This is a genomic window from Staphylococcus sp. FSL W8-0271 (assembly GCF_038006605.1).
Taxonomy (GTDB): Bacteria; Bacillota; Bacilli; order Staphylococcales; family Staphylococcaceae; genus Staphylococcus; species Staphylococcus cohnii.
In genome coordinates, this window is the sequence record NZ_JBBOVM010000001.1 from 2,200,089 (window position 1) to 2,220,250 (window position 20,162).

Here is a 20,162-nt window from a genome sequence, read left to right on the forward strand (position 1 = left end):
AAGTAACACGATATGGAATTTTTTCAACACCTATTTGAATACAAATTTTTAAGCAATGCATTGATTATTTCAATTGTTGTAGGAATCGTTTGTGGTACAGTAGGTTGCCTCATTGTACTAAGAGGTCTTTCCCTTATGGGAGATGCAATGAGTCATGCAGTTTTACCTGGTGTTGCATTATCATTTTTATTCGGCGTTCCTATGTTTGTGGGTGCGTTAGTGACAGGTATGATTGCTAGTATCTTTATCGGATTCATTACCAAAAGTAGTAAAACCAAGCCTGATGCGGCTATAGGTATTAGCTTTACAGCATTTTTAGCAACCGGGGTCATTTTAATTAGTTTAATTAATAGTACCACCGACTTATATCATATTCTTTTTGGAAATCTATTAGCAGTTACACACGCTACTTTTTGGTCCACTGTCGTAGTTGGTTTGATTGTTATGGTTTTAATCGTAACTTTCTATAGACCATTAATGATTTCTACATTCGACCCAATTTTCAGTAGAATGAGTGGTTTAAACACTACATTCTTACACTATTTTGTAATGTTATTGCTCTCACTCGTTACAGTAGCAAGCATACAAACAGTAGGTATTATATTAGTTGTCGCATTATTAATTACACCTGCTTCAGCTGCATTTTTAATCGCTAAAAAACTACATACAATGATGATCATTTCCAGTCTTATTAGTGTTATAAGTTCAATCGTCGGTATGTACTTTAGTTACATTTATAATATTCCAAGTGGTGCAACTATCGTCTTATGTGCGTTTATCATTTATATTATTATTTTCACTTGTAATAAAATGCAATTTTTCGCAAAAAAAGGAGCAATTTAATGAAAAAGTTATTAACAATTACAATGATTCTTATATTATTTTTAAGTGCATGTGGCAAAGGAAACAACGATTCTACATCACAATCCAATGAAAAAATAAAGGTGGTAACAACAAACTCAATTCTTTATGACATGGTTAAAAACGTTGGTGGCGATAACGTAGAAATTCATAGTATCGTTCCAATCGGTCAAGATCCACATGAATATGAAGTAAAACCAAAAGATATTAAAGCATTAACTGATGCTGACGTAGTATTCTATAACGGACTAAACTTAGAAACAGGTAACGGTTGGTTTAAAAACGCATTATCACAAGCTAATAAGTCATATGAAGATGGCTCTGTTGTTAAAGTTTCAAAAAATGTAAAACCTTTATACTTAAACGGTGCTAAAGAAGGCGATGAATCAAAACAGGATCCACATGCTTGGTTAAGTTTAGATAATGGTATTAAGTATGTAGAAGAAATAAGCAAAGCCTTGATTAAGAAGAATGACAACTATAAAGATGATATCCAAAATAATACCAAAGATTACATAACTAAATTAGAAGATTTGAAAAAAGAAAGTCACGATAAATTCAATGATATACCAAAAGAACAACGTGCAATGATAACAAGTGAAGGTGCATTTAAATATTTCTCAAAACAGTTTGATATTAAACCTGGTTACATTTGGGAAATCAATACCGAGAAACAAGGTACACCTGAACAAATGAAACAAGCTGTAAAATTTGTGCAAGACAATAACCTTAAACATTTACTTGTAGAAACGAGTGTAGATAAGAAAAGTATGCAAAGTCTAAGTGAAGAAACAAACTTAGATATTTATGGAGAGGTTTATACCGATTCTATAGGTAAGAAAGGCACTAAAGGAGATTCATATTTTAATATGATGCAAGAAAATATCAACACTGTTCACGGAAGTATGGAATAAAATAAGGCTATTTAACCTACATTGTAGGTGAGTAGCCCCATACCGTACGTTTCCCTCCTAATGACGTACGGTATGGTGGTATTCAAGCCTTAAATCATCTATCTCCCTTAACTCCATCAATGGTTGGCTCCTCCCCCCATTGATGGAGATTTTTTTTAGTCTTACTTTTCAGCTTTGCTGAATTAGTAAGACTTATGTACAAACAAAATCGTAATAAAAAAAGCTCCCTTCAAAGTTTACATTTTTAAGTGTCTACTTTGAAGGGAGCATATCAAAATGGATTAGTATTAATTTTTTAATAGAAGTTGTATCTCACAACTTTTTTCATCTGTGCATGAAGTAAAGTTGCCAACCATTTACTTTAGTCTGTTAAACTATCAACGATAATCATTTCATCATAATTAATCGCTTCACGTAATTTTAGCGCAGTAACTTCACTAACTTCTTCGTCTTCAGTAAGTTCATTTAGAACACGACGCTGTTCTCTAAGTGCACCCAATTTAATTTTAGTAATAGAAGTTTCACTTTTTGGATTAAAGAAGTTAGATGGTGTTAAGTTTTCAATTCTCATTAAATAACTATCACAAATCATGCCTACTTCTAATTTATTTTCTTCAGTTGTTTCTTTACCTAAACGACTAACTACACGATAGTGCACGGTTCTCATAACATTAGAAATTTCTCTCAAGTTTTCAATCACTGATAATGAGGAAGCTGCGTTTGTTCTCACTTTCGTTTTAATTCTACTTTTTAAAATAAATGTTTTTAATTCCACTTTAATACGTTGAATTAGAGAAGATTGTTTATAAACCTGAGTACGTTCCGCATAGCGCATATAGTTATCTAAGATATTGGTTGTGATATCACCATTAGATACCAAACTATTCAACGTATTATTTTCAACATCAAAAGCGATTTTTTGTAACCGTTCTAACTCTTTGGTATTTTCATCTTCGTTCTCAACAGTTTTAAGAAATGCCAATTTATCATGATATTCTTTAATAACATTACCATATAGATAACTTGATTCTTCAGAGGATAATTTATTTAAGTGTTCTATAACATTTTCTAAAATATATACCCTTGCTTTTTTAAAGCTCATACCGTGTTGTTTTGGTTGAACCGCATTAGGTGTCACAATAGGTAACACAAATTGTGCAATAATTAAACTTATAATGACCATACCAGATGCGATAAATAATAAGTCATCTCTAAATACAAACGAATGATGATCTGCCAACATATAAGGTAATGTTAAGGCAATCGCTAAAGAAATTGTCCCATGTACACCACACAACGTCATGATAAAAGCATACATACCACGCTTCGGTGGTTTCTCAGTGACTTTCGTATTATCTTCATAATTCGTAAGTATTTTTTGGAATGGACTGATTGGTAAATAAAAATAAGGATATAAAACAAAAACCCATAAAAATCTAAATAAATATATTGCTAAAGCAATTAAAACTGTAACTACAATTAGAAAAATAAAATTATGGGGTTCATTTTCTATAATTCGACCTACAAGTTCTGGAACTAAAAATCCTAAAATAGAAAAAACAAAACCATTTAATGCATAGCCCAATATATTCCAGGTATGGTTATAACTCATTTGTAATCTAGTACGTGCTTGTGCAATTCGGTCACGTTCAAAACCGTGTACCAAACCTGCTACTACAGCTGCAATAATACCTGAAGAATGAAACATTTCAGCAACAAGATATGTAATAAAAGGCGTCACAAGCTGTATAAATGTAAACATATTTATATTTTCTATACCTCTTCTGGAAAGTGATACTCTAAACCTAACGAGTGCTACGCCAATAATTAAACCAACAATAAATCCACCAATTGAGGATACTAAAAATTGTTCAACTGCATTCACCATCGAAAAGCCACCCGTAATCAATGCAGCTACAGCAATTTTAAAAGATATGATACCAGCAGCATCATTTAATAATGATTCACCCTCTAAAATTGTCATAGAGCCTTTGGGTAGTACTTTACCATTCGTAATTGCTTGAACAGCAACAGCATCAGTGGGACATAAGATTGCAGCTAGCGCAAACGCAGCAGCTAATGGAAGATCAGGCCAAATCCAATGTACAAATAAGCCAACTACGATTACAGTAGTTACTACAAGACCTAATGCCATCATTAAAACCGGTTTGATATAACGCCTTAAATGCACACGAGAGACTTTTACACCTTCAACAAATAATAGCGGGGCTATCAAGGCAACCATAAATAATTCCGAATCAAAATGGAACTCTACGGGAACTGGTGTAATATACAATAACATACCGAGGATAATTTGAATAAAAGCTAAAGGAATTTTAGGTAATAGTATATGCACTAAAGAACTTGCGATTACTACCGCTAAAAATATAAGTATCGTTTCGAATATTTGCATGGTTTCACCTCTTTTCAACATTTAAACTTTCATAATTGTTGAGGTTGAAACAAAAATACAATCGTTTATTTATGAACATATTGTGTCTCAAACTCTTATATATCATTGTTTATATGAGCAATGATGTTTCCCTGATATATATTTTTTTACATTAACACAATTACAAATATATATAATTTTATCATTTTTTTAGTAGCCACTAAAATGTATTGCACTTCAATCATGATTAAATTTTGTTATTCCACAATCATAAACACTAACAAAACTTTTAAAACGTTATATATAGAAATAGCGGATTAGAGATCAAACTTAATTTTGATTTCCAACCCGCCTAGTCTAATACATAACCAACAAGTAGATTGTATTTAACTTAATACTTATCTTGTTCTTTTTCATTAATTTTATGTCTACGCTCTTCACGAATTTGAGCACGTTTTTTCAATTGTTCAAATGTGTCATTTTCCGAAGCGCTTAATAAGATACTTGTTTGTTTAGGTGCATCACTTTTCCTATACATATAAGCGCCTGTTCGGTATGCTGCTCTGGATATTAAGTGTCCACCTACTGGAGAAGTCAAATTGATAAATACCAATGCTAAAATCATCCTAACACTTAAATAACCTTGTGAAGAAATGAAATAAATGACAACACCTACAAGTGTTAACAATACCGATAATGTAGAACTTTTCGTAGAGGCATGACTTCTTAAAAATACGTCTTGGAACTTAATAAGACCAATTGCACTAATCAAAGCTATAATACTGCCCAAGAACATCATAAAAGCTGCAATTAAATTAACGATTTCGCTTGTTATTTGCATTAAAGACATGCCCCCCCTCTATAAATCTTGAAATAGAAACGGTGCTTACAAATGAAATGATCGCAATCAACAAGATAGAATCTAAGAAAGAAAAAGTACCAAAAACAATACTTAACACACCGACCGTTGACATTAATATAGCACTAGCAGTATCAAATGCAACCACCCTATCAGCCGTCGTTGGTCCTTTTACTAACCTAAACAACGTTAAAATAAGTGCGATACCAAACAAAATAATTGAACTTGTTATAAAGAAATTTATCAGTGATTCGATCATTCTGCCACCTCCAATATGAGACCTTCATATTGTCTAATACTTTTAAGCAGTTTCTGTTTTTCTTTTTCAGAGATATCAATTGCATGTATAAAAATCTTTTTTCTTTCCTTTGAAATTCTAATGACTGTGGAACCAGGTGTAATTATAATTAGAATCGTTAAGAAGGAAACTTCCCAATCTGTTTCTAAAGTCGTTTCATATCTAACTAAACCAGGGTTTAAGTCTTTCGTTTTAAATAAAATGTAGTTTATTGTGGTCATACTTGATGTAATTAACTGATATAAGTATACTGTTAAAAATTTAAATGCTACCCAAACTTTTTTTAAATAAAATTGTTGGCCAAAAAAACGATGTAGTATATAAATAACTACAAAACCAATAAGATAACCTGAGAAGAAGGTAGAAGCTTTAAATGATTCTTCATCTTGAAATAGCACCCATAAAAATGCAATGACCATATTAAGTAAGACTTGTCTCATTATTTCTCCTCCTTCACTAAATGAGGATTGACCATTTTTTCATATAATCCATCATCCATATTTAAATGGGTAGCATTATCAGTTACTTTGAAAATCAATGGTGCAGCTAGGCCCATACCGATAATTGCTGCTACAAGAATGCCGATTAAGCCTTTACGATATCTAGGAATTGGTTTGAAGTCTATATGTTCGCCTTTATCAGAATTACCTAAATACATTGTGAAGAAAATTCTAAACAAGCTAAACATACCAATCAGACTAGTTAAAATCATCAAAGTTAAACCAATATAATTACCATTTTCAACAGCCCCTTTAAAAATAAACACTTTTCCAGGGAAACCACTAAATGGTGGAACGCCACCAATTGCTAAAATCATTACCACAAATGCTACACCAAAGAATGGTTCTCTTTTAGCTAAACCATATAAGTTTTTATATTGTCGATAACCAGTAATATATACCAAGCTACCAATGATAAAGAACAGCAGTGTTTTCACTACAATATCATTTGTCAGATAAAAAATAGAACCATTGACACCTGAAATTGTATTTGATCCTAGGCCTAAAATTATAAAACCAATAGAAAGAATAACTTGATATGCTGCTATTTTTTTAATATCTCGATAAGCTAAGACACCAAATGCACCAATTAACATCGTTATACAAGATAAGACAACTAATAGCGGATGTGTAATACCACTATGATTATCAAATAACAATGTGAAGAAACGTATCAAAGCATAAGCGCCTACTTTTGTCATTAATGCAGCAAATAATGCTGCTAATTCAGTGTTTAAAACAGCATATGCTTTAGGAAGCCACATGAATAATACAAGCGCAGCTTTGGCACCAAATGCAATTAAAAACACCATTGAAATAATTACTACTGAACTTTCCCCTTGCATCTCAGTTATTCTTTGTGCTACTAAAGCAAAATTTAAAGTACCAGTAAGTTTGTATAATAAACCAATGCCTAATAATAACAACCAAGAACCTAAAATATTAAGTACAACGTAAATAATAGCTGCACGTAACTGCTCTACTGATTGTCCTAACGTAATTAACACAAACGACGCAAGCAACATTACCTCAAACATGACATATATATTAAATAAATCTGCAGTTAAAAACGAACCAATAACGCCTACTGTTAAAAACAGAATAAAACTCGGTAAGTAATAACGAATTGCTCTTTTTTCTCTGCTACCAAAACCATATGCCATAATTAACGTCACGACAAAACTAGATGTCGTGACCATGAGTAAACTCAATGAGTCACCAACAAATTGAATACCATAAGGTGCTTCCCAACCACCAAAATCTAAAGCAATTGGCTTATGTTGCATTACATAAATCAATAACAATAAAGATATGATTGTCGTAAGCGACATTGTGCCAATTGAAAAAATCCTTGATAATCTGCTATGCGTGCGAATAAATACCAGTACAAGCGCACAAATTGCTGGCAGAAGTAATGGCAGAATTAACAAATTACTCATCATTATCGTCATCACCTCTTAACACATCAATTTCATCTTCTTTAGTAACTCGATACGTTCTATATACGAGTACAAGTAAAAACGCAGTCATGGCAAAACCTATCACAATAGCAGTCAATACAATAGCTTGCAACAATGGATCTACGAAGTTTTTACTACCTTCACCAATAAGTGGTTCTACCATATTCTTACCATAACGACCCATGCTCATGATAATTAAATTTCCTGCATGCGTATAAATTGAAATACCTATGACGATACGGATTAAATTGACTGATAATATCATATACGTTCCTATAAATATTAAGAAGCCAATCACCATTAACAATATAAAATTCATGAGCGACCACCACTTATGGATAGCATAACTGTTACTACAACGCCTACGACCGCTAAAACAATGCCAGCTTCGAAAAGCGTAACAGTTGTTAAATGTACTTCACCTAGTATCGGTAATTGAACGTATGCATCTGTTTGGTAAAGGAACGGTTTACCAAAGAACATTGGTATGACTGCAGTAGCAAATGATACTAAGGAGCCGATGATCATTAATATTCTAAAATCAAGTGGCAAAGCGACTAATACTTGCTTAACGTCGAAGGCCAAGAACATAAGTAAAAATGCAGAACTGAATACAAGACCACCGATAAATCCACCGCCAGGATTATTATGTCCTGCTAAAAATAAGTAGAACCCGAATGTTAACAATATAAATACAACAATTTTAGTAATTGTTCGTAAGACTACATCATTCTCTTTCATCTTGACCCCTCCGTTCTTTAAAGTTAAGTAATGTATAGATACCCAAACCAGCGATGATTAATACCATACCTTCAAATAAGGTATCCATAGCACGAAAATCACCAAGAATAGCATTTACAATATTTTTACCGCCTGCAAGTTTATATGCGTCGTGATAAAAAGTTGAAATCGTTGGCATAGTTTGGCCTTGCTGAGCAATGAAAACTAGTGTAACTACAGTAATCGCCATCATTAATGAAACAACAATCTTAACAGCTTCTCGTTTCTTATGAACTTTTGAACGTGGTACGTTTGGTAAGCGTGAAAAACTTACAATAAACAATATTGTAGTTATTGTTTCTACCACTAATTGCGTCAGCGCTAAGTCTGGTGCTTTCATTAAAATGAAGAATATCGTTACACAGTAACCAATAATGCCGTTTAATATTACCATCGTTAAACGTTGACGAATAAACGTTAAAGCAATACCTAAAATAAAAACAACAATTAACGTGATGATTTCTAATGGGCCAAATTCACTGACATGTATCTGTTTAACGTCAGGAAATCCAGCTTGGATGATTCCATAAACAACTACTATGATGAAAACCGCTAACGTTAATATAATATAATGATTTAAACGGTTATTCATCAATGTACGAATACTATAACCTGAATAATTTTCAAACTGTTTATATGAGTCTAAATAAACATCTGTTATAGATTTGACCCTGATTTTTTCGGATTGTTTTTTCCAATCAATTTTAAGCGCTGCTATAAAACCTACAACAATCACAATGAAACTTAACAACAGTGGTAAATTAAATCCGTGCCATTGTGAAATATGCGGTGCAATATTATCTACTTTTTCTCCAATTGTGATACTTCGTAATGCCGGTAAAATAATATGATGTCCAAATAAATTTGGCACAAAAAACACAATCGGCAACAAAATCATCATAATTGCAGAAGGTAGTGTAAATAAAAATGGTTCATGGGGACTTTGTACTGGTGAATCATTATGTTTAAAGTCTCCCCAGAAAACTTCCTTAATCATGTAAACTGCATAAATAAGCGTGAAAATACTAGCAACAACACCTATCACTGCAATAATAATTGTTAAAGTGATATTAAATTGAAGTAATTGGTATGAACTTACCAAACCATCAAAAAACATTTCTTTACTTAAGAAACCATTAAGAAATGGGATACCAGCCATAGATAAAGCTGAAAGTAACATAACTACATGTGTAATTGGCAGTACTTTTCTCAATCCAGACAATTTACGTATATCTCTCGTACCTGTTTCATGATCAATGATACCAACACCCATAAATAAAGCACCTTTAAATAACGCATGATTCATCAAATGGAAAAGACCTGCGAAGAGAATAAGGCTGTATACTTTAGATAGTTCACCAGTGGCATGTTGTGCAAAGCCTCCACCGAGGCCGACCATAGAAACTATCATACCTAGTTGACTGATTGTAGAATAAGCTAAAATCCCTTTCAAATCATATTGTCGAGTGGCATTAACCGCCCCAAAAATCATTGTTATCAATCCAACAAAAGTGACACAATAAATATAAAAATCACTTAGCCCTAAAACAGGCGTAAATCTAAATAGTAAAAATATACCTGCTTTTACCATTGTGGCAGAGTGTAAATAAGCACTCACGGGTGTCGGTGCTTCCATGGCTTTTGGTAACCAAATATGGAAAGGAAATTGTGCTGATTTAGTAAATGCACCTAAAAGCAACAGTATAATAATCGGTATAAACAACTGACTATCCGCTATTTTGTCACTTTGCGCAATAATCGATGTAATAGAATTTGTACCCGTAACAATATAAATCATGATAAAACCTGTTAATAGTGCAAGACCACCAAATACTGTGATCATAAACGATTGGATAGCACCAAATTGACTTGCGCCTTTACTGTACCAGTAAGCAATGAGTAAGAAAGATGATACACTCGTCAATTCCCAGAATACATACATCAAAATTGTATTATTTGCTGTAACAATACCAAGCATACTGAACATAAATAACAATAAGTATATATAAAAACGTGGCAAATGATCATGTTCTTTTGATAAGTATTGTGTAGCATAATAAAACACTGCTAGTCCAATGAGCGATATTAACAAACTAAAAAATAAACTTAATCCATCTAGTCTAAAATCTATATTTATATCTAATAATGTGAGCCAAGGGATTTTAATTGATACAAATTGCCCCTTCATTACTTGTGGCAACTGCCATAGAAAGTAAATAGAAGAAATGATTGGAGCGATTAAAGCGATCGGCCCAGCAAATTTATGAAATTTTCGTTTCGTCATTGTGAGCAAAAGTACCATCATTATTAAAACGATCGCACTCAGTAAATAAACTAAACTCATCTTATACCCCCTTTAACTATAATTTACAAATTTAAAGCTATCGTTGTTTTGCTAGATTTTGTAGAAATACCTATAAACTTCATTGTTTCAAAGGTTGTTTGATGTCCTAGGTACTTTTGAATAATCGATATTGAAATACCTGATTGATAAGCATGATAGGCAAATGTTTTACGCAACGTCGTCAAACCAATATGTAACATTCCTAAATCTTCTGCAGCAAGATGAATAATGCGATAAGCTTGCTGGCGTGATAGACCTTTTAATGTCCTATTAGACTGAAATAATAACTCATCATTCTTCAATTGTTGTTCTGATATATATGTCATTAATTCATTTCTCAAAGTTTCTGGTAATCTGATCTGAATTTTAGGTGCATGCGACTCTATCCAATAGTGTTTGATATCATCGTCCTCTATTTTCACATCACTTACATTTAAATTTAATAATGAGGAAAGCTTCACACCAGTATGTATTGCAAACTTAAACAACAGATAATCACGCATGGATTTGGCTTTTAAAACCTCATACATCGCTTTTATCTCATTAGTATTCCTAATAGGGTCTACTTGATTCATAAATTCACCTCTGAATTAATTAATGTTGCATATTTAATGATATAGCATGTTTTTGTCACATGAAAGTATTTTGTCTAATTTTTTCAAATTTTTTTGACCCATTTGAAATTTAATAACGATATATATAGTGAAAGGAGGTTAGACAAATGAACCAAATCAGTCACTTAGCCGTCACTATGTCACGAATAACATATGACAAAGATGGAAAAGCTACACAATTTAAACGTCACTTTGCAAATCTGAATACCCAAGCAACAACTGATCAAATTAAAAGTTTCAAATCTATCATTGAACAAATCACTGGAGAAAAATTTGAAACAGTGGAAATCATTAAAACTGAAACAGTTAATTAAGGAGGTTAAATATTATGAGTCAAACTTTAGAACTTATATTCAACGATGCTGTTAACAAAGACATTAAATTACAATTACCCAAAATAGAGCACTTCATCAATGAAAGCACAGTAAAAGATGGAATGAACAAATTAGTCGCTCTAGATATCTTGCGTCCTAAAGCGGGTATTCCTACTACAGTGCGTGCAGCACAAATCATAGATAAATCTACAAAATTAATTTTTGAAAGTTAAATCAATAAAATTTCAAACACACGTATCATTTTTCTAGTGAGTTTGTATAGTCAGCGAAACTGAAGTAAATAAATTATATAAACAATCGTAGCAGCCTGATACACATAAGTATTAGGTTGCTACCTTGTTTTAAATAAAAAAAGTGACAATCAACGAATTGAACTGCACCCTGTCAAGTAGACAGTGAAAAAAACAAAATGTTTATGGCTACCTTATATTTACGATATAAGGGTAGCCATTTTTAATGTTATTCTTTCTTGATTAAAAAATTCTATATATGAATTAATTGCTTTTATTGCTGTAGCCTTGTCTTTAAAAATCACTTTTTTTCTTCCTCTAAACAATTCACTTTTAATAGTTCCCCATACACCTTCCATAGGTCCATTATCTATGCAACATCCTGGTCGTGACATACTTTGTTTTATACCAAGTTGCTCTAACGTAACTTTAAATAATCTGCTTGTATATTGATATCCTCTGTCGCTATGTAAGAGTATACCTTCGGTATTCGGCACAAGTTTGACTGCTTTTTTGAGCGTATCTAATACAAATTTATTGTTATTTGAGGTACTTAATTTATGACTGATAATCTGTTTGCTGCCTAAGTCATAAATAGCACTTAAGTAAAGTTTTTTACCATTGCTTAGTTTGAATTCTGTAACGTCAGTTAACCATTTTTTATTTGGGATTTGTTCTTCAAATTTTCTATTTAATATATTATGTGCTGTAATTTCAGGTGTTGTTTTAATATATCGTTTTCTTTTAGGGCGGATAGTAGATTTTAGATTCAGTTGATTCATCAATCTATAGACACGTTTATGATTTACTTTTTGATGTAGTTTAAGTCTTAAATATATGTATATACGACGATATCCATATATGCCTTTGTATTTATTGTAGATATCAACGATATCTTTGATCAATTTTTGGTTTTCAATTTCTTTATTTGATGGTTTGCGATGTAACCATTTATAGTAACTTGAACGTGATATCTTTAATACTGAACATAACCAAGCTATCGGATAAAGGTTTTTAAATGCTTTTACCGTTTGGTATGATGCTTTTTGTCTGATGCCTGTTTCATCAACTTCCTTTCTATTTCTTCTTCCTTTTTTAAAACGTCATTTTCCATTTGAAGAAATTTATTTTTCTCTTTAAGTATCTTAATTTCAGCTTTTAATGCCTCTTCAGGTGTTAATACAGACTGGGGTTTCCCTTTTCCACGTCCATCTTTAAGCCCATCATATCCATGCAAGTTGTACTTTTTTACCCAGTTATATACTTGGCTATAATTGATGTTAAAATGATTTGCTGTTGTCTTATACGATTGGCCATGATTCATATAATAATCAACGATTTCTACACGATCTTCAAATGTTAATGATTTATATTTCAATTGATACACCTCGGGTTTTGGAGAATATGTTTTTAATATTTTACCCGACAAATACTTTGAAATCCATTTGTTTACAGTTGAAGTAGTGGGGATATTATATTTAACTACTAAATCAGTTAAAGATAGGCCATCATTTATATATTCGTGCACAACTTTAAGCTTAAATTCATTTGAGTAGGTATTATTTCTCTGAATTGGTAAAAGCACCTTTATTCCATGCTTCTTAAATTTATAATAGTTAATCAATAATGTTCTAGGAGAACAATTTAAATTTAATTTTTGAATTACATTTTTCATACTATATCCTTCTTCATATAAGCTGAAAGCTTTTTGATAAGTTTCAGGTGATAATTTTCTATGAGTCATAAAAAAGCTCCCTTCAAAGTTTACATTTTTAAGTGTCTACTTTGAAGGGAGCATATCAAATCAAATTGCATTCGCTTTTTATCACTTATACGATATTATTAATGATGTTTTTTGTTTCTAATCGGTCTTAACCTAACTGTATCACCGAAAAAAATCTTACTTTTGCCTAATTTTTTACACATTGCATATTGTCCAAAAACTTCTGTCACTTGAGCAAGATTTTTATATGATTTCCTAGGATTTAATACTTCTATAAATTGTTCTTTTTGAATTCCTTCATTACTTCCTGCACCTATAAAAAAAGTTTCTTCATCTAATAAGCGTATGATTGAAAGTTGTTTCAATGTAAATTGTCACCACTTCTATATATTTTTAAACCACCAAAAATTCATCTTACTAATTTTTATAGGTCTTGATTTTCAATTTAAATCTAATAATTTTCCTTTTATTATAACATCAACATAAGTATTTTATTATATTTCATTAGTTGTGTACATTATTTTATACTTCCCTCTTTTATAAATAGAAAAGAGCATAGGAAAATCCACACCTTTCCTATATAATATAATTATCTTAGGAGAAAGCGTGATTTAATGATTTTTTTATATTTAGTAGGAATTGTTGCTGGGATGGTCGTTCCTTTTCAAACTTCGATAAATTCAAGATTAAGTCTTTATACGAAGTCTTCATTCTATGCATCTACAATTTCTTTTGCTACTGGAACTACCTTTTTAATCTTAATCAATTTAATTACCAACCCACATGTTTTTACTACTGATTTTTATAGTAATCAATCATTGAGTTACATATGGTTTGTCGGCGGTATATTAGGTGTTATTTTTCTTACAGGGAATTTATTATTACTGCCGAGATTAGGTGCATCTTTAACCGTCGTAATGACAGTTGCTGGCCAAATTATTATGGGCGTTACAATTGATACTTTTGGTTGGTTTGGCGCAGATGTAGAGCCTTTTACTATGTTTAAAGTATTGGGTATTCTCTTTTTAATGCTTGGCATTATACTTATGAATTATGTACGTAGTAATCCCAAAGATAAAAACATGAATGCTCAAGTATATATTTGGTTGATCATCGGTTTTGTATTCGGCTTTTGTCCACCAATACAAACTGCGATTAATAGCGCATTAGGACAACAATTACATTCATCCATTTTAGCGTCTTTAATTTCATTTACGATTGGTACAATAGCATTATTCATCCTAACTTTAATCTTCAATAGAACACTTAAGATGAAAGCTTATGATCAGCAAAAAGGCAAATTAAAACCAATTTATTTCATTGGTGGCATTCTTGGAGTGATTTTTGTCACTACAAATATTATATTGATGCCACACCTAGGTGCTGCTTTAACTACAATTATTGTGATGTTAGGTCAAATGTTAATGGGTGTAATCATTGATCACTTTGGATTGTTAGGTACTTATGTTAATAAAATTACGAAGCGAAAAATCATTGGCATTGTAGCTATGATGATTGGTATCGTACTTTTAAGATTATTTTAATTAATAATAGCCTAGAACGTAAAATACAATTTTAATATATTCAAAAAAATTATACCCTCTACCTTACTCATAATAATAGTCCTTGGGTTTGTTTTAATGATAAGAAGCTAAGACAATTAATTTGTCTTAGCTTCTTTTTTCTGTAGCGCAGTAGTTATAAAAGCAGTATAATCAGTACAATAAAACATCTAGAGGTGACAAATTTTGAAACGTATCTTTATCATATTAACCACGTTATTAACCCTTTTTAGCACAATCGCCATATCCTTATGGTTTTATTTAAAAACACATAGTAGTAACTATGAAAAGCATATCGAAACAGTTAAAATTTCTTATAAAAAATTACCATACTTTATAGGAAGACAAGAGCCTTCTCAGTTAGTATCGATCAATTATGATACTTCTCAAGGTGCTATTCACGACTGGTTTGTACAAACCGAAACAAAAGTAACACAAAACCAACCACTTTTTGAGTATTATAATCCGCACATTGAACAAAACATCGCTCAAAAACAAAAGTTATTAGCGCAACTCATTAAAACTAATAAATCTACTTCAGCTGAACTTATTAACTTAAAAACTGAAATTTCCCATTTACAATCTAAACTGCGTACTACAATTTTCTCACCGATTTCTGGTACAGTTATCATAAACCCCTCGCATATGCTTTCACAAAACCTACCCTTTATCCAAATCTATGATCCTAAGCCTGTCATAAGAGCAGAGATTTCTGAGAAAGAAAAAAACGACTTACGTATCAAGGACAAAGTAAAGATAAGTAGTGATATTACAAATAATAGTTTTGGTACAATTACGCATATATCTAAACTTCCAATCAATCAAAAAAATTTAGCTAAACCATCTAAATATTTACTTGAAATTTCACCAAATGCTGATCATTTTTTTGGTGAACATGTAAAAATTGAAAAACCAACTACTCTGATAGAAATAACACGTACTGCAATAGATAATGAACAATTTGTTTATTTACTAAGAAATAAAAAATTTATTAAAAAAGTTATTAAATCAGAAAAATCGGGTAATAGAAAAACTATGCTTATCATTGAAGGTTTAAAACCTGGAGATATCATAGCTAGAAATGTTGATACTGTGCGGTCCAAAAATTAGATGTGCACAGTATAAACACAATAAATCTTTAAAATATAATTTGTTTTTTACTGTTTTTATCAAATAGTGGTAAATTGTAAATTTAGAGAAATTATTATAATTAAATGATTGGTGTTTAAATAATTGAATTAATAAATTTAAACATTACCGTACCGTTTAATCAGTTTTATGTTTACTTGCTATTTTAATTTAGTTATAATAAACTAAATAATGCTAGTTTTAATATATTTTACCCAAATATATCAGAGCTGTAAATTATGATAAAAACTTTGTATTCAACTTTGAATTAAGACAAATTATTATACAAAACATTTTTAATATGTATATTAGATTGGGCATATAAATTAGGGAGGAATTAAAAATGGCTATCACCAAAATAAATGACTGTTTTGAACTATTAGCAATGGTAACGTACGCTGATAAATTAAAAAGTATTATCAAAAAAGAGTTTTCAGTAAGTTTCGAAGAATTCGCTGTATTAACATATATTAGTGAACATGAAAGTGAAGAGTATTATCTAAAAGATATTATTAATCATTTAAATTATAAACAACCTCAAGTTGTTAAAGCGGTTAAAAACTTATCTCAAGAAGATTATTTTGATAAAAAGCGTAATGAACACGATGAAAGAACAGTTTTAATATTAGTTGATTCAAAACAACGTAAAAAAATTAATGAATTATTATCACGTGTGAACAAGCGTATTCAAGAAGCAAATGATGAAAAAGAAGTATAACTAACTTTAGCTTCCCACTTAAAATATCTAGCAACATAAAAAACCACTTCGCCGAATTAATTTGGTGAAGTGGTTTTTTTATATATCAAAAAATAAGCATCATATGTTTTAACAATATTATCCTTCTGAGTATGCATTTGTTTTTATAAATGCTAAAAAAACGTCTAAAAAGTGGTTTGGTTCTTCAATATGAGGTGCGTGCCCTGATTGGTTAAAATTAACTATTTTCAAATTATGAAATACCTGATCGTATTCGCGCTTCATTTCTTTAGTAATTAATGGATCATAATTACCATTTACAATTAGTGTGGGAATATTCGTTTGTTCAAGTACAATGTTTTGATTATATACAGGAAATTCCATTAGTGCTCTTGTAGCTATCGCGCTTTCTTCAGCCGATTGCCTATTATAAATCAACTGTGATTGAAACCATTTTTTAGCTTTTTCTTGTTCTTTATACATATAAGGTAATAATAAAATCAGAGATTCAGATTTATCAAATCCTTCTATTTCGTCGTCATGTTCAATCATTAATTTGTTTAACTCCAATACACTATCAATAAGATTACATGCAATTAAAGTTAATGACGCAACCATATATTCATATTTATCACCAAAATGTTTAGCAATAAGTCCACCCATATCATGACCAATTATATGCGCTTTTTCAATATTTAACTTTTTCATTAATAATTTCAAATCTTCTACGTGGTCTTTTAAATGATATGCATTAGGTTTTGAAGACTTACCATGTCCTCTAACATCATAAGTAATGACATCATAATTATGTTTTAATTCATCTTTTAAACTACATAGAGAAGCTAGATTACCATCTAAACCATGAATTAAAATTATAGGAAAGCCTAGACCCTCACGGATGTATGCCAATTTAGTATTACAACTAATTTCTACTTTTTCCATTGTGGGCCACCTCCTTATATGATTTATATACCCTCGATTTATGATGCATATGCTCATTTTAAAATATTTAACTGCAACGTTTTTTTACTATGACCTTATAGTATTGGGCTTTAAAGATAAAAATACTCAACCTGCACTTAATGTTTTTGGCACATTAAATGTAAGTTGAGTATATGCAACTTATTATATTACAACACCACCGAGTAATTACGAAACTTTAATTTCTTGAAGATATTCTAATTGTATAATAAATTATGACAATTAATAATAATACCCAAATCACAATAGATGCAATTTGCGTAATCACTGGATTGCTAACCATCGCATCTATTGTTTTTTGGCAAAATAATAAGCCAATTCCAGTAAATTCTAATCTTTTAAAGTAGACACCTGAAATACTAAATATAATACCTACAAAAAAGATAAATTGATGCGCGTATAACGAGACAGCTACGATACCTAAATTAAATCCAAAAGCATGCGCAAATACCAAGATAAGCGCTGCTGCTGCAACACTGAGCCCTATCACTCTTTCAAATTTATTACTATAGAGATAATTTTTCCAATCAATTCTCAAATAAATGAAGATTGAAATAGGTAAAATAATTAAACAATAAAAAATTGATAAGCCAGTCGCTGCTTGGAACGGCACGTATTGTTTATCATACAAGTAAGATAATAAAATAAAATTGATAATAAAAAATACAATTGGATTTAATTGTAATGTAAATAAATTGCGCTGAATCGTTAAAATTATTTCAGCTGGTGATTTCTTTCTGTATTCTATATAATCCAAATCTTGTGCTTCTGATTTCTTTAACTCTTTTTTCAATTTTCCTTTAATATCATCTATAAGATTGGGAGAAAGACCTTTATGAGTAAAATAATCATTGATATTTTCTATTAATACTTTGTCATTGACTCTCATGATAGGCTCCTTTTTTGTTAAATAAGTATTTTATTTATTAATAAAATTAGACTTTCACTTATTGTAACAATAAAATAACCGACAAGTATATAGCTTTAAACTTGTCGGTTATTATCCATTTTAATAATTACAAGTGAAGATTATTTACCAATATCAATGCGATAAAGTTTAATATTTTTATCACTCGGTGATGGAGAACTAAATTGATAAGATACTTGATTGTCTTGAACATATCCAAAGTTGCCTGTTACTTTATTATAATGTTCACGAGCAACTGCTTCATTGCTTACAGCCTTTTTAACTTCTTTATATGATGGTCCATTTGTATCGTTGTAACTCATTGATACACGTATAATCTTACCATTATTTTTCTTGCCATCTGCAGTTACCACAAGGACACCATTATCTTTTTTAAATTCATAATAATGTTCTGAGCCATCAGGTTTATATGAATAAACTGGTTTTTTATTATTTTTTAATACTGATTGAATAGAACTTCCTAATTTCGCGCCTTCTAAGGATTGATCACCATGTTGCAATTCATTAACACTTTGGATAGAGTTCCCTGATGCTGCTTCAACACTTCCTGCAGAAATACCAGAAAATGCCAAACCTGTAACTAAAACTGCTGCACATATTTTTTTCATAAGCACTCTCTCCTTTATATTTAACTTACCTTCATTGTGCTTATTCACATTGTACTATAAACATTACTAAAATAACAGTGATGTTACAAAACGATTACAAAACAGTGTAGCATTGTAATATCTCAAGAAATCTATCCATCCGTTAAAATTAAGATGCTATTTGTAGATGTTGTTCTATAAATCTGCTCACATCACTGATAAATTTATCTTTTTCTTCTACAAACGGATATAATCCAGACGCTTCGAAAACTTCGAATTGGGTATTTCCGATATAATCTGCAACTTCTTTTGCTTCAAATATTGTTGTTCTTTCTCCGTGTTGTCCAACAATAATTAATGTGGGTAAATCTAATGATTTCAAATAATGCATAACATTATTATCAATAAATGATTGTTTTACCGCTTCGATTTCTGATTTCGTAGACAAACTATTCGTATTTTCAACTTGTTTTAAGAATTTTTTTGCTTTTCTTTTAGAATAATATAATTGTTTATCAAGGAATTTTTGTTGTGTTTCATCATCCCAATTTCTAATTTTATCTGAATATTTTCTATATAAACGCTCTTCAGGCGTGATGTCATTCAATAGTGTAGGATTCACCATCGTTAATGATGACACTATTTCCGGATATTGTGTTGCAAATAATGCAGCAATTGAACCGCCTAATTCGTGAGCTATGACAGAACATTCATGAATATATAAATAATCTAATAATTCCTTAATGTCTTTTGCATATGTTTTGAAATTGATTTCATTCGGTTTATCGGAATAGCCATGACCTCTTAAATCGATAAGTACTACCTGATAATCTTTATTAAATTTAGGTTCTAAATCATTAAACACTGAAAAGTTATCAAAAGCAGTATGAATCATGACAATTGCTTTACCTTCTCCACTCGTCTTGTAATTTAAAGCAACACCATCACTTGTTGTAAATAGGTTCATCA

Annotated in this window: 22 protein-coding genes; 7 read left to right on the plus strand and 15 right to left on the minus strand. The window is 30.9% G+C overall.

Features of this window, described 5'->3' with window-relative positions:
- Window positions 1–12 precede the first annotated feature (12 nt).
- Window positions 13–843 (plus strand): metal ABC transporter permease, encoded by an 831-nt coding sequence (locus NST87_RS10825; RefSeq protein WP_019468404.1) that lies wholly within the window; start codon window positions 13–15, stop codon window positions 841–843.
- On the plus strand, window positions 843–1,775 hold the full coding sequence (mntC, locus tag NST87_RS10830; RefSeq protein ID WP_145395468.1) for a manganese ABC transporter substrate-binding lipoprotein MntC: 933 nt from the start codon (window positions 843–845) through the stop codon (window positions 1,773–1,775). The genes NST87_RS10825 and mntC overlap by 1 nt, the downstream gene beginning before the upstream one ends.
- A 361-nt stretch (window positions 1,776–2,136) precedes the next feature.
- Here mntC and NST87_RS10835 read toward each other — a convergent pair whose 3' ends face one another.
- From NST87_RS10835 to NST87_RS10875, 9 genes are all read right to left on the minus strand, one after another.
- Complete coding sequence (locus NST87_RS10835; RefSeq protein WP_340721694.1) at window positions 2,137–4,188, minus strand: cation:proton antiporter; 2,052 nt, start codon at window positions 4,186–4,188, stop codon at window positions 2,137–2,139.
- A 370-nt stretch (window positions 4,189–4,558) separates the two neighbouring features.
- Window positions 4,559–5,008 (minus strand): Na+/H+ antiporter subunit G, encoded by a 450-nt coding sequence (locus NST87_RS10840; protein WP_019468407.1) that lies wholly within the window; start codon window positions 5,006–5,008, stop codon window positions 4,559–4,561.
- Window positions 4,983–5,285 (minus strand): Na+/H+ antiporter Mnh2 subunit F, encoded by a 303-nt coding sequence (gene mnhF2 / locus NST87_RS10845; protein WP_019468408.1) that lies wholly within the window; start codon window positions 5,283–5,285, stop codon window positions 4,983–4,985. The genes NST87_RS10840 and mnhF2 overlap by 26 nt, the downstream gene beginning before the upstream one ends.
- Window positions 5,282–5,764, minus strand: coding sequence for a Na+/H+ antiporter Mnh2 subunit E (mnhE2, locus tag NST87_RS10850; RefSeq protein WP_340721695.1), 483 nt, complete (start codon window positions 5,762–5,764; stop codon window positions 5,282–5,284). The genes mnhF2 and mnhE2 overlap by 4 nt, the downstream gene beginning before the upstream one ends.
- Window positions 5,764–7,266 (minus strand): Na+/H+ antiporter Mnh2 subunit D, encoded by a 1,503-nt coding sequence (gene mnhD2 / locus NST87_RS10855; RefSeq protein ID WP_340721696.1) that lies wholly within the window; start codon window positions 7,264–7,266, stop codon window positions 5,764–5,766. Before mnhD2 ends, mnhE2 begins: the two co-directional genes overlap by 1 nt.
- Entirely contained in the window at window positions 7,256–7,603 is a 348-nt protein-coding gene (gene mnhC2 / locus NST87_RS10860; protein ID WP_340721697.1) for a Na+/H+ antiporter Mnh2 subunit C, read from the minus strand. Before mnhC2 ends, mnhD2 begins: the two co-directional genes overlap by 11 nt.
- Entirely contained in the window at window positions 7,600–8,025 is a 426-nt protein-coding gene (gene mnhB2, locus NST87_RS10865; RefSeq protein WP_019468412.1) for a Na+/H+ antiporter Mnh2 subunit B, read from the minus strand. The genes mnhC2 and mnhB2 overlap by 4 nt, the downstream gene beginning before the upstream one ends.
- Complete coding sequence (locus NST87_RS10870; RefSeq protein ID WP_340721698.1) at window positions 8,012–10,408, minus strand: DUF4040 family protein; 2,397 nt, start codon at window positions 10,406–10,408, stop codon at window positions 8,012–8,014. Before NST87_RS10870 ends, mnhB2 begins: the two co-directional genes overlap by 14 nt.
- A gap of 23 nt (window positions 10,409–10,431) precedes the next feature.
- The gene (locus NST87_RS10875; protein ID WP_019468414.1) at window positions 10,432–10,983 is read right to left on the minus strand and encodes a tyrosine-type recombinase/integrase; all 552 of its coding nucleotides are present in this window, start codon (window positions 10,981–10,983) and stop codon (window positions 10,432–10,434) included.
- 146 nt (window positions 10,984–11,129) lie between these two features.
- Here NST87_RS10875 and sroA point away from each other — a divergent pair, with 146 nt between their 5' ends.
- Together sroA and NST87_RS10885 are read left to right on the plus strand one after the other, a co-directional pair.
- Window positions 11,130–11,336, plus strand: a complete 207-nt coding sequence (gene sroA, locus NST87_RS10880; protein WP_019468415.1) for a sigS mRNA-stabilizing protein SroA — start codon at window positions 11,130–11,132, stop codon at window positions 11,334–11,336.
- 14 nt (window positions 11,337–11,350) lie between these two features.
- Window positions 11,351–11,569: a DUF2922 domain-containing protein gene (locus tag NST87_RS10885; protein WP_019468416.1), complete on the plus strand. Its 219-nt coding sequence runs from the start codon at window positions 11,351–11,353 to the stop codon at window positions 11,567–11,569.
- Between the two features lie 218 nt (window positions 11,570–11,787).
- Here NST87_RS10885 and NST87_RS13850 read toward each other — a convergent pair.
- Both NST87_RS13850 and NST87_RS10900 read right to left on the minus strand, forming a co-directional pair.
- Window positions 11,788–13,331 (minus strand): IS3 family transposase gene (locus NST87_RS13850; protein WP_437129139.1). Its coding sequence is split into 2 segments (ribosomal slippage): window positions 11,788–12,654 and window positions 12,657–13,331, totalling 1,542 coding nucleotides; the frame shifts between segments, so codons are not numbered across the junction.
- A gap of 98 nt (window positions 13,332–13,429) precedes the next feature.
- Window positions 13,430–13,675, minus strand: coding sequence for a hypothetical protein (locus NST87_RS10900; RefSeq protein ID WP_019468417.1), 246 nt, complete (start codon window positions 13,673–13,675; stop codon window positions 13,430–13,432).
- Window positions 13,676–13,924: 249 nt separating this feature from the next.
- Here NST87_RS10900 and NST87_RS10905 point away from each other — a divergent pair, with 249 nt between their 5' ends.
- The 3 genes from NST87_RS10905 to sarA all read left to right on the plus strand — a co-directional run bounded on the left by NST87_RS10905 (window position 13,925) and on the right by sarA (window position 16,718).
- A complete protein-coding gene (locus NST87_RS10905) occupies window positions 13,925–14,854 on the plus strand; it encodes a DMT family transporter (protein WP_019468418.1) in 930 nt (309 codons plus the stop codon).
- 204 nt (window positions 14,855–15,058) lie between these two features.
- Window positions 15,059–15,982: an efflux RND transporter periplasmic adaptor subunit gene (locus NST87_RS10910; protein WP_340721699.1), complete on the plus strand. Its 924-nt coding sequence runs from the start codon at window positions 15,059–15,061 to the stop codon at window positions 15,980–15,982.
- Between the two features lie 361 nt (window positions 15,983–16,343).
- Complete coding sequence (gene sarA, locus NST87_RS10915) at window positions 16,344–16,718, plus strand: global transcriptional regulator SarA (RefSeq protein ID WP_019468421.1); 375 nt, start codon at window positions 16,344–16,346, stop codon at window positions 16,716–16,718.
- A 117-nt stretch (window positions 16,719–16,835) separates the two neighbouring features.
- Here the strand turns inward: sarA and NST87_RS10920 are convergent, their stop codons facing one another.
- From NST87_RS10920 to NST87_RS10935, 4 genes are all read right to left on the minus strand, one after another.
- Window positions 16,836–17,639, minus strand: a complete 804-nt coding sequence (locus NST87_RS10920; protein ID WP_019468422.1) for an alpha/beta fold hydrolase — start codon at window positions 17,637–17,639, stop codon at window positions 16,836–16,838.
- 217 nt (window positions 17,640–17,856) lie between these two features.
- Window positions 17,857–18,567 carry a hypothetical protein gene (locus NST87_RS10925; protein ID WP_019468423.1) on the minus strand — a complete coding sequence of 237 codons (711 nt, stop codon included), beginning with the start codon at window positions 18,565–18,567 and terminating at the stop codon, window positions 17,857–17,859.
- Window positions 18,568–18,707: 140 nt separating this feature from the next.
- Window positions 18,708–19,214 carry an SA0570 family protein gene (locus NST87_RS10930; RefSeq protein WP_019468424.1) on the minus strand — a complete coding sequence of 169 codons (507 nt, stop codon included), beginning with the start codon at window positions 19,212–19,214 and terminating at the stop codon, window positions 18,708–18,710.
- A 148-nt stretch (window positions 19,215–19,362) separates the two neighbouring features.
- On the minus strand, window positions 19,363–20,160 hold the full coding sequence (locus tag NST87_RS10935; protein WP_340721700.1) for an alpha/beta fold hydrolase: 798 nt from the start codon (window positions 20,158–20,160) through the stop codon (window positions 19,363–19,365).
- Window positions 20,161–20,162: the final 2 nt, after the last annotated feature.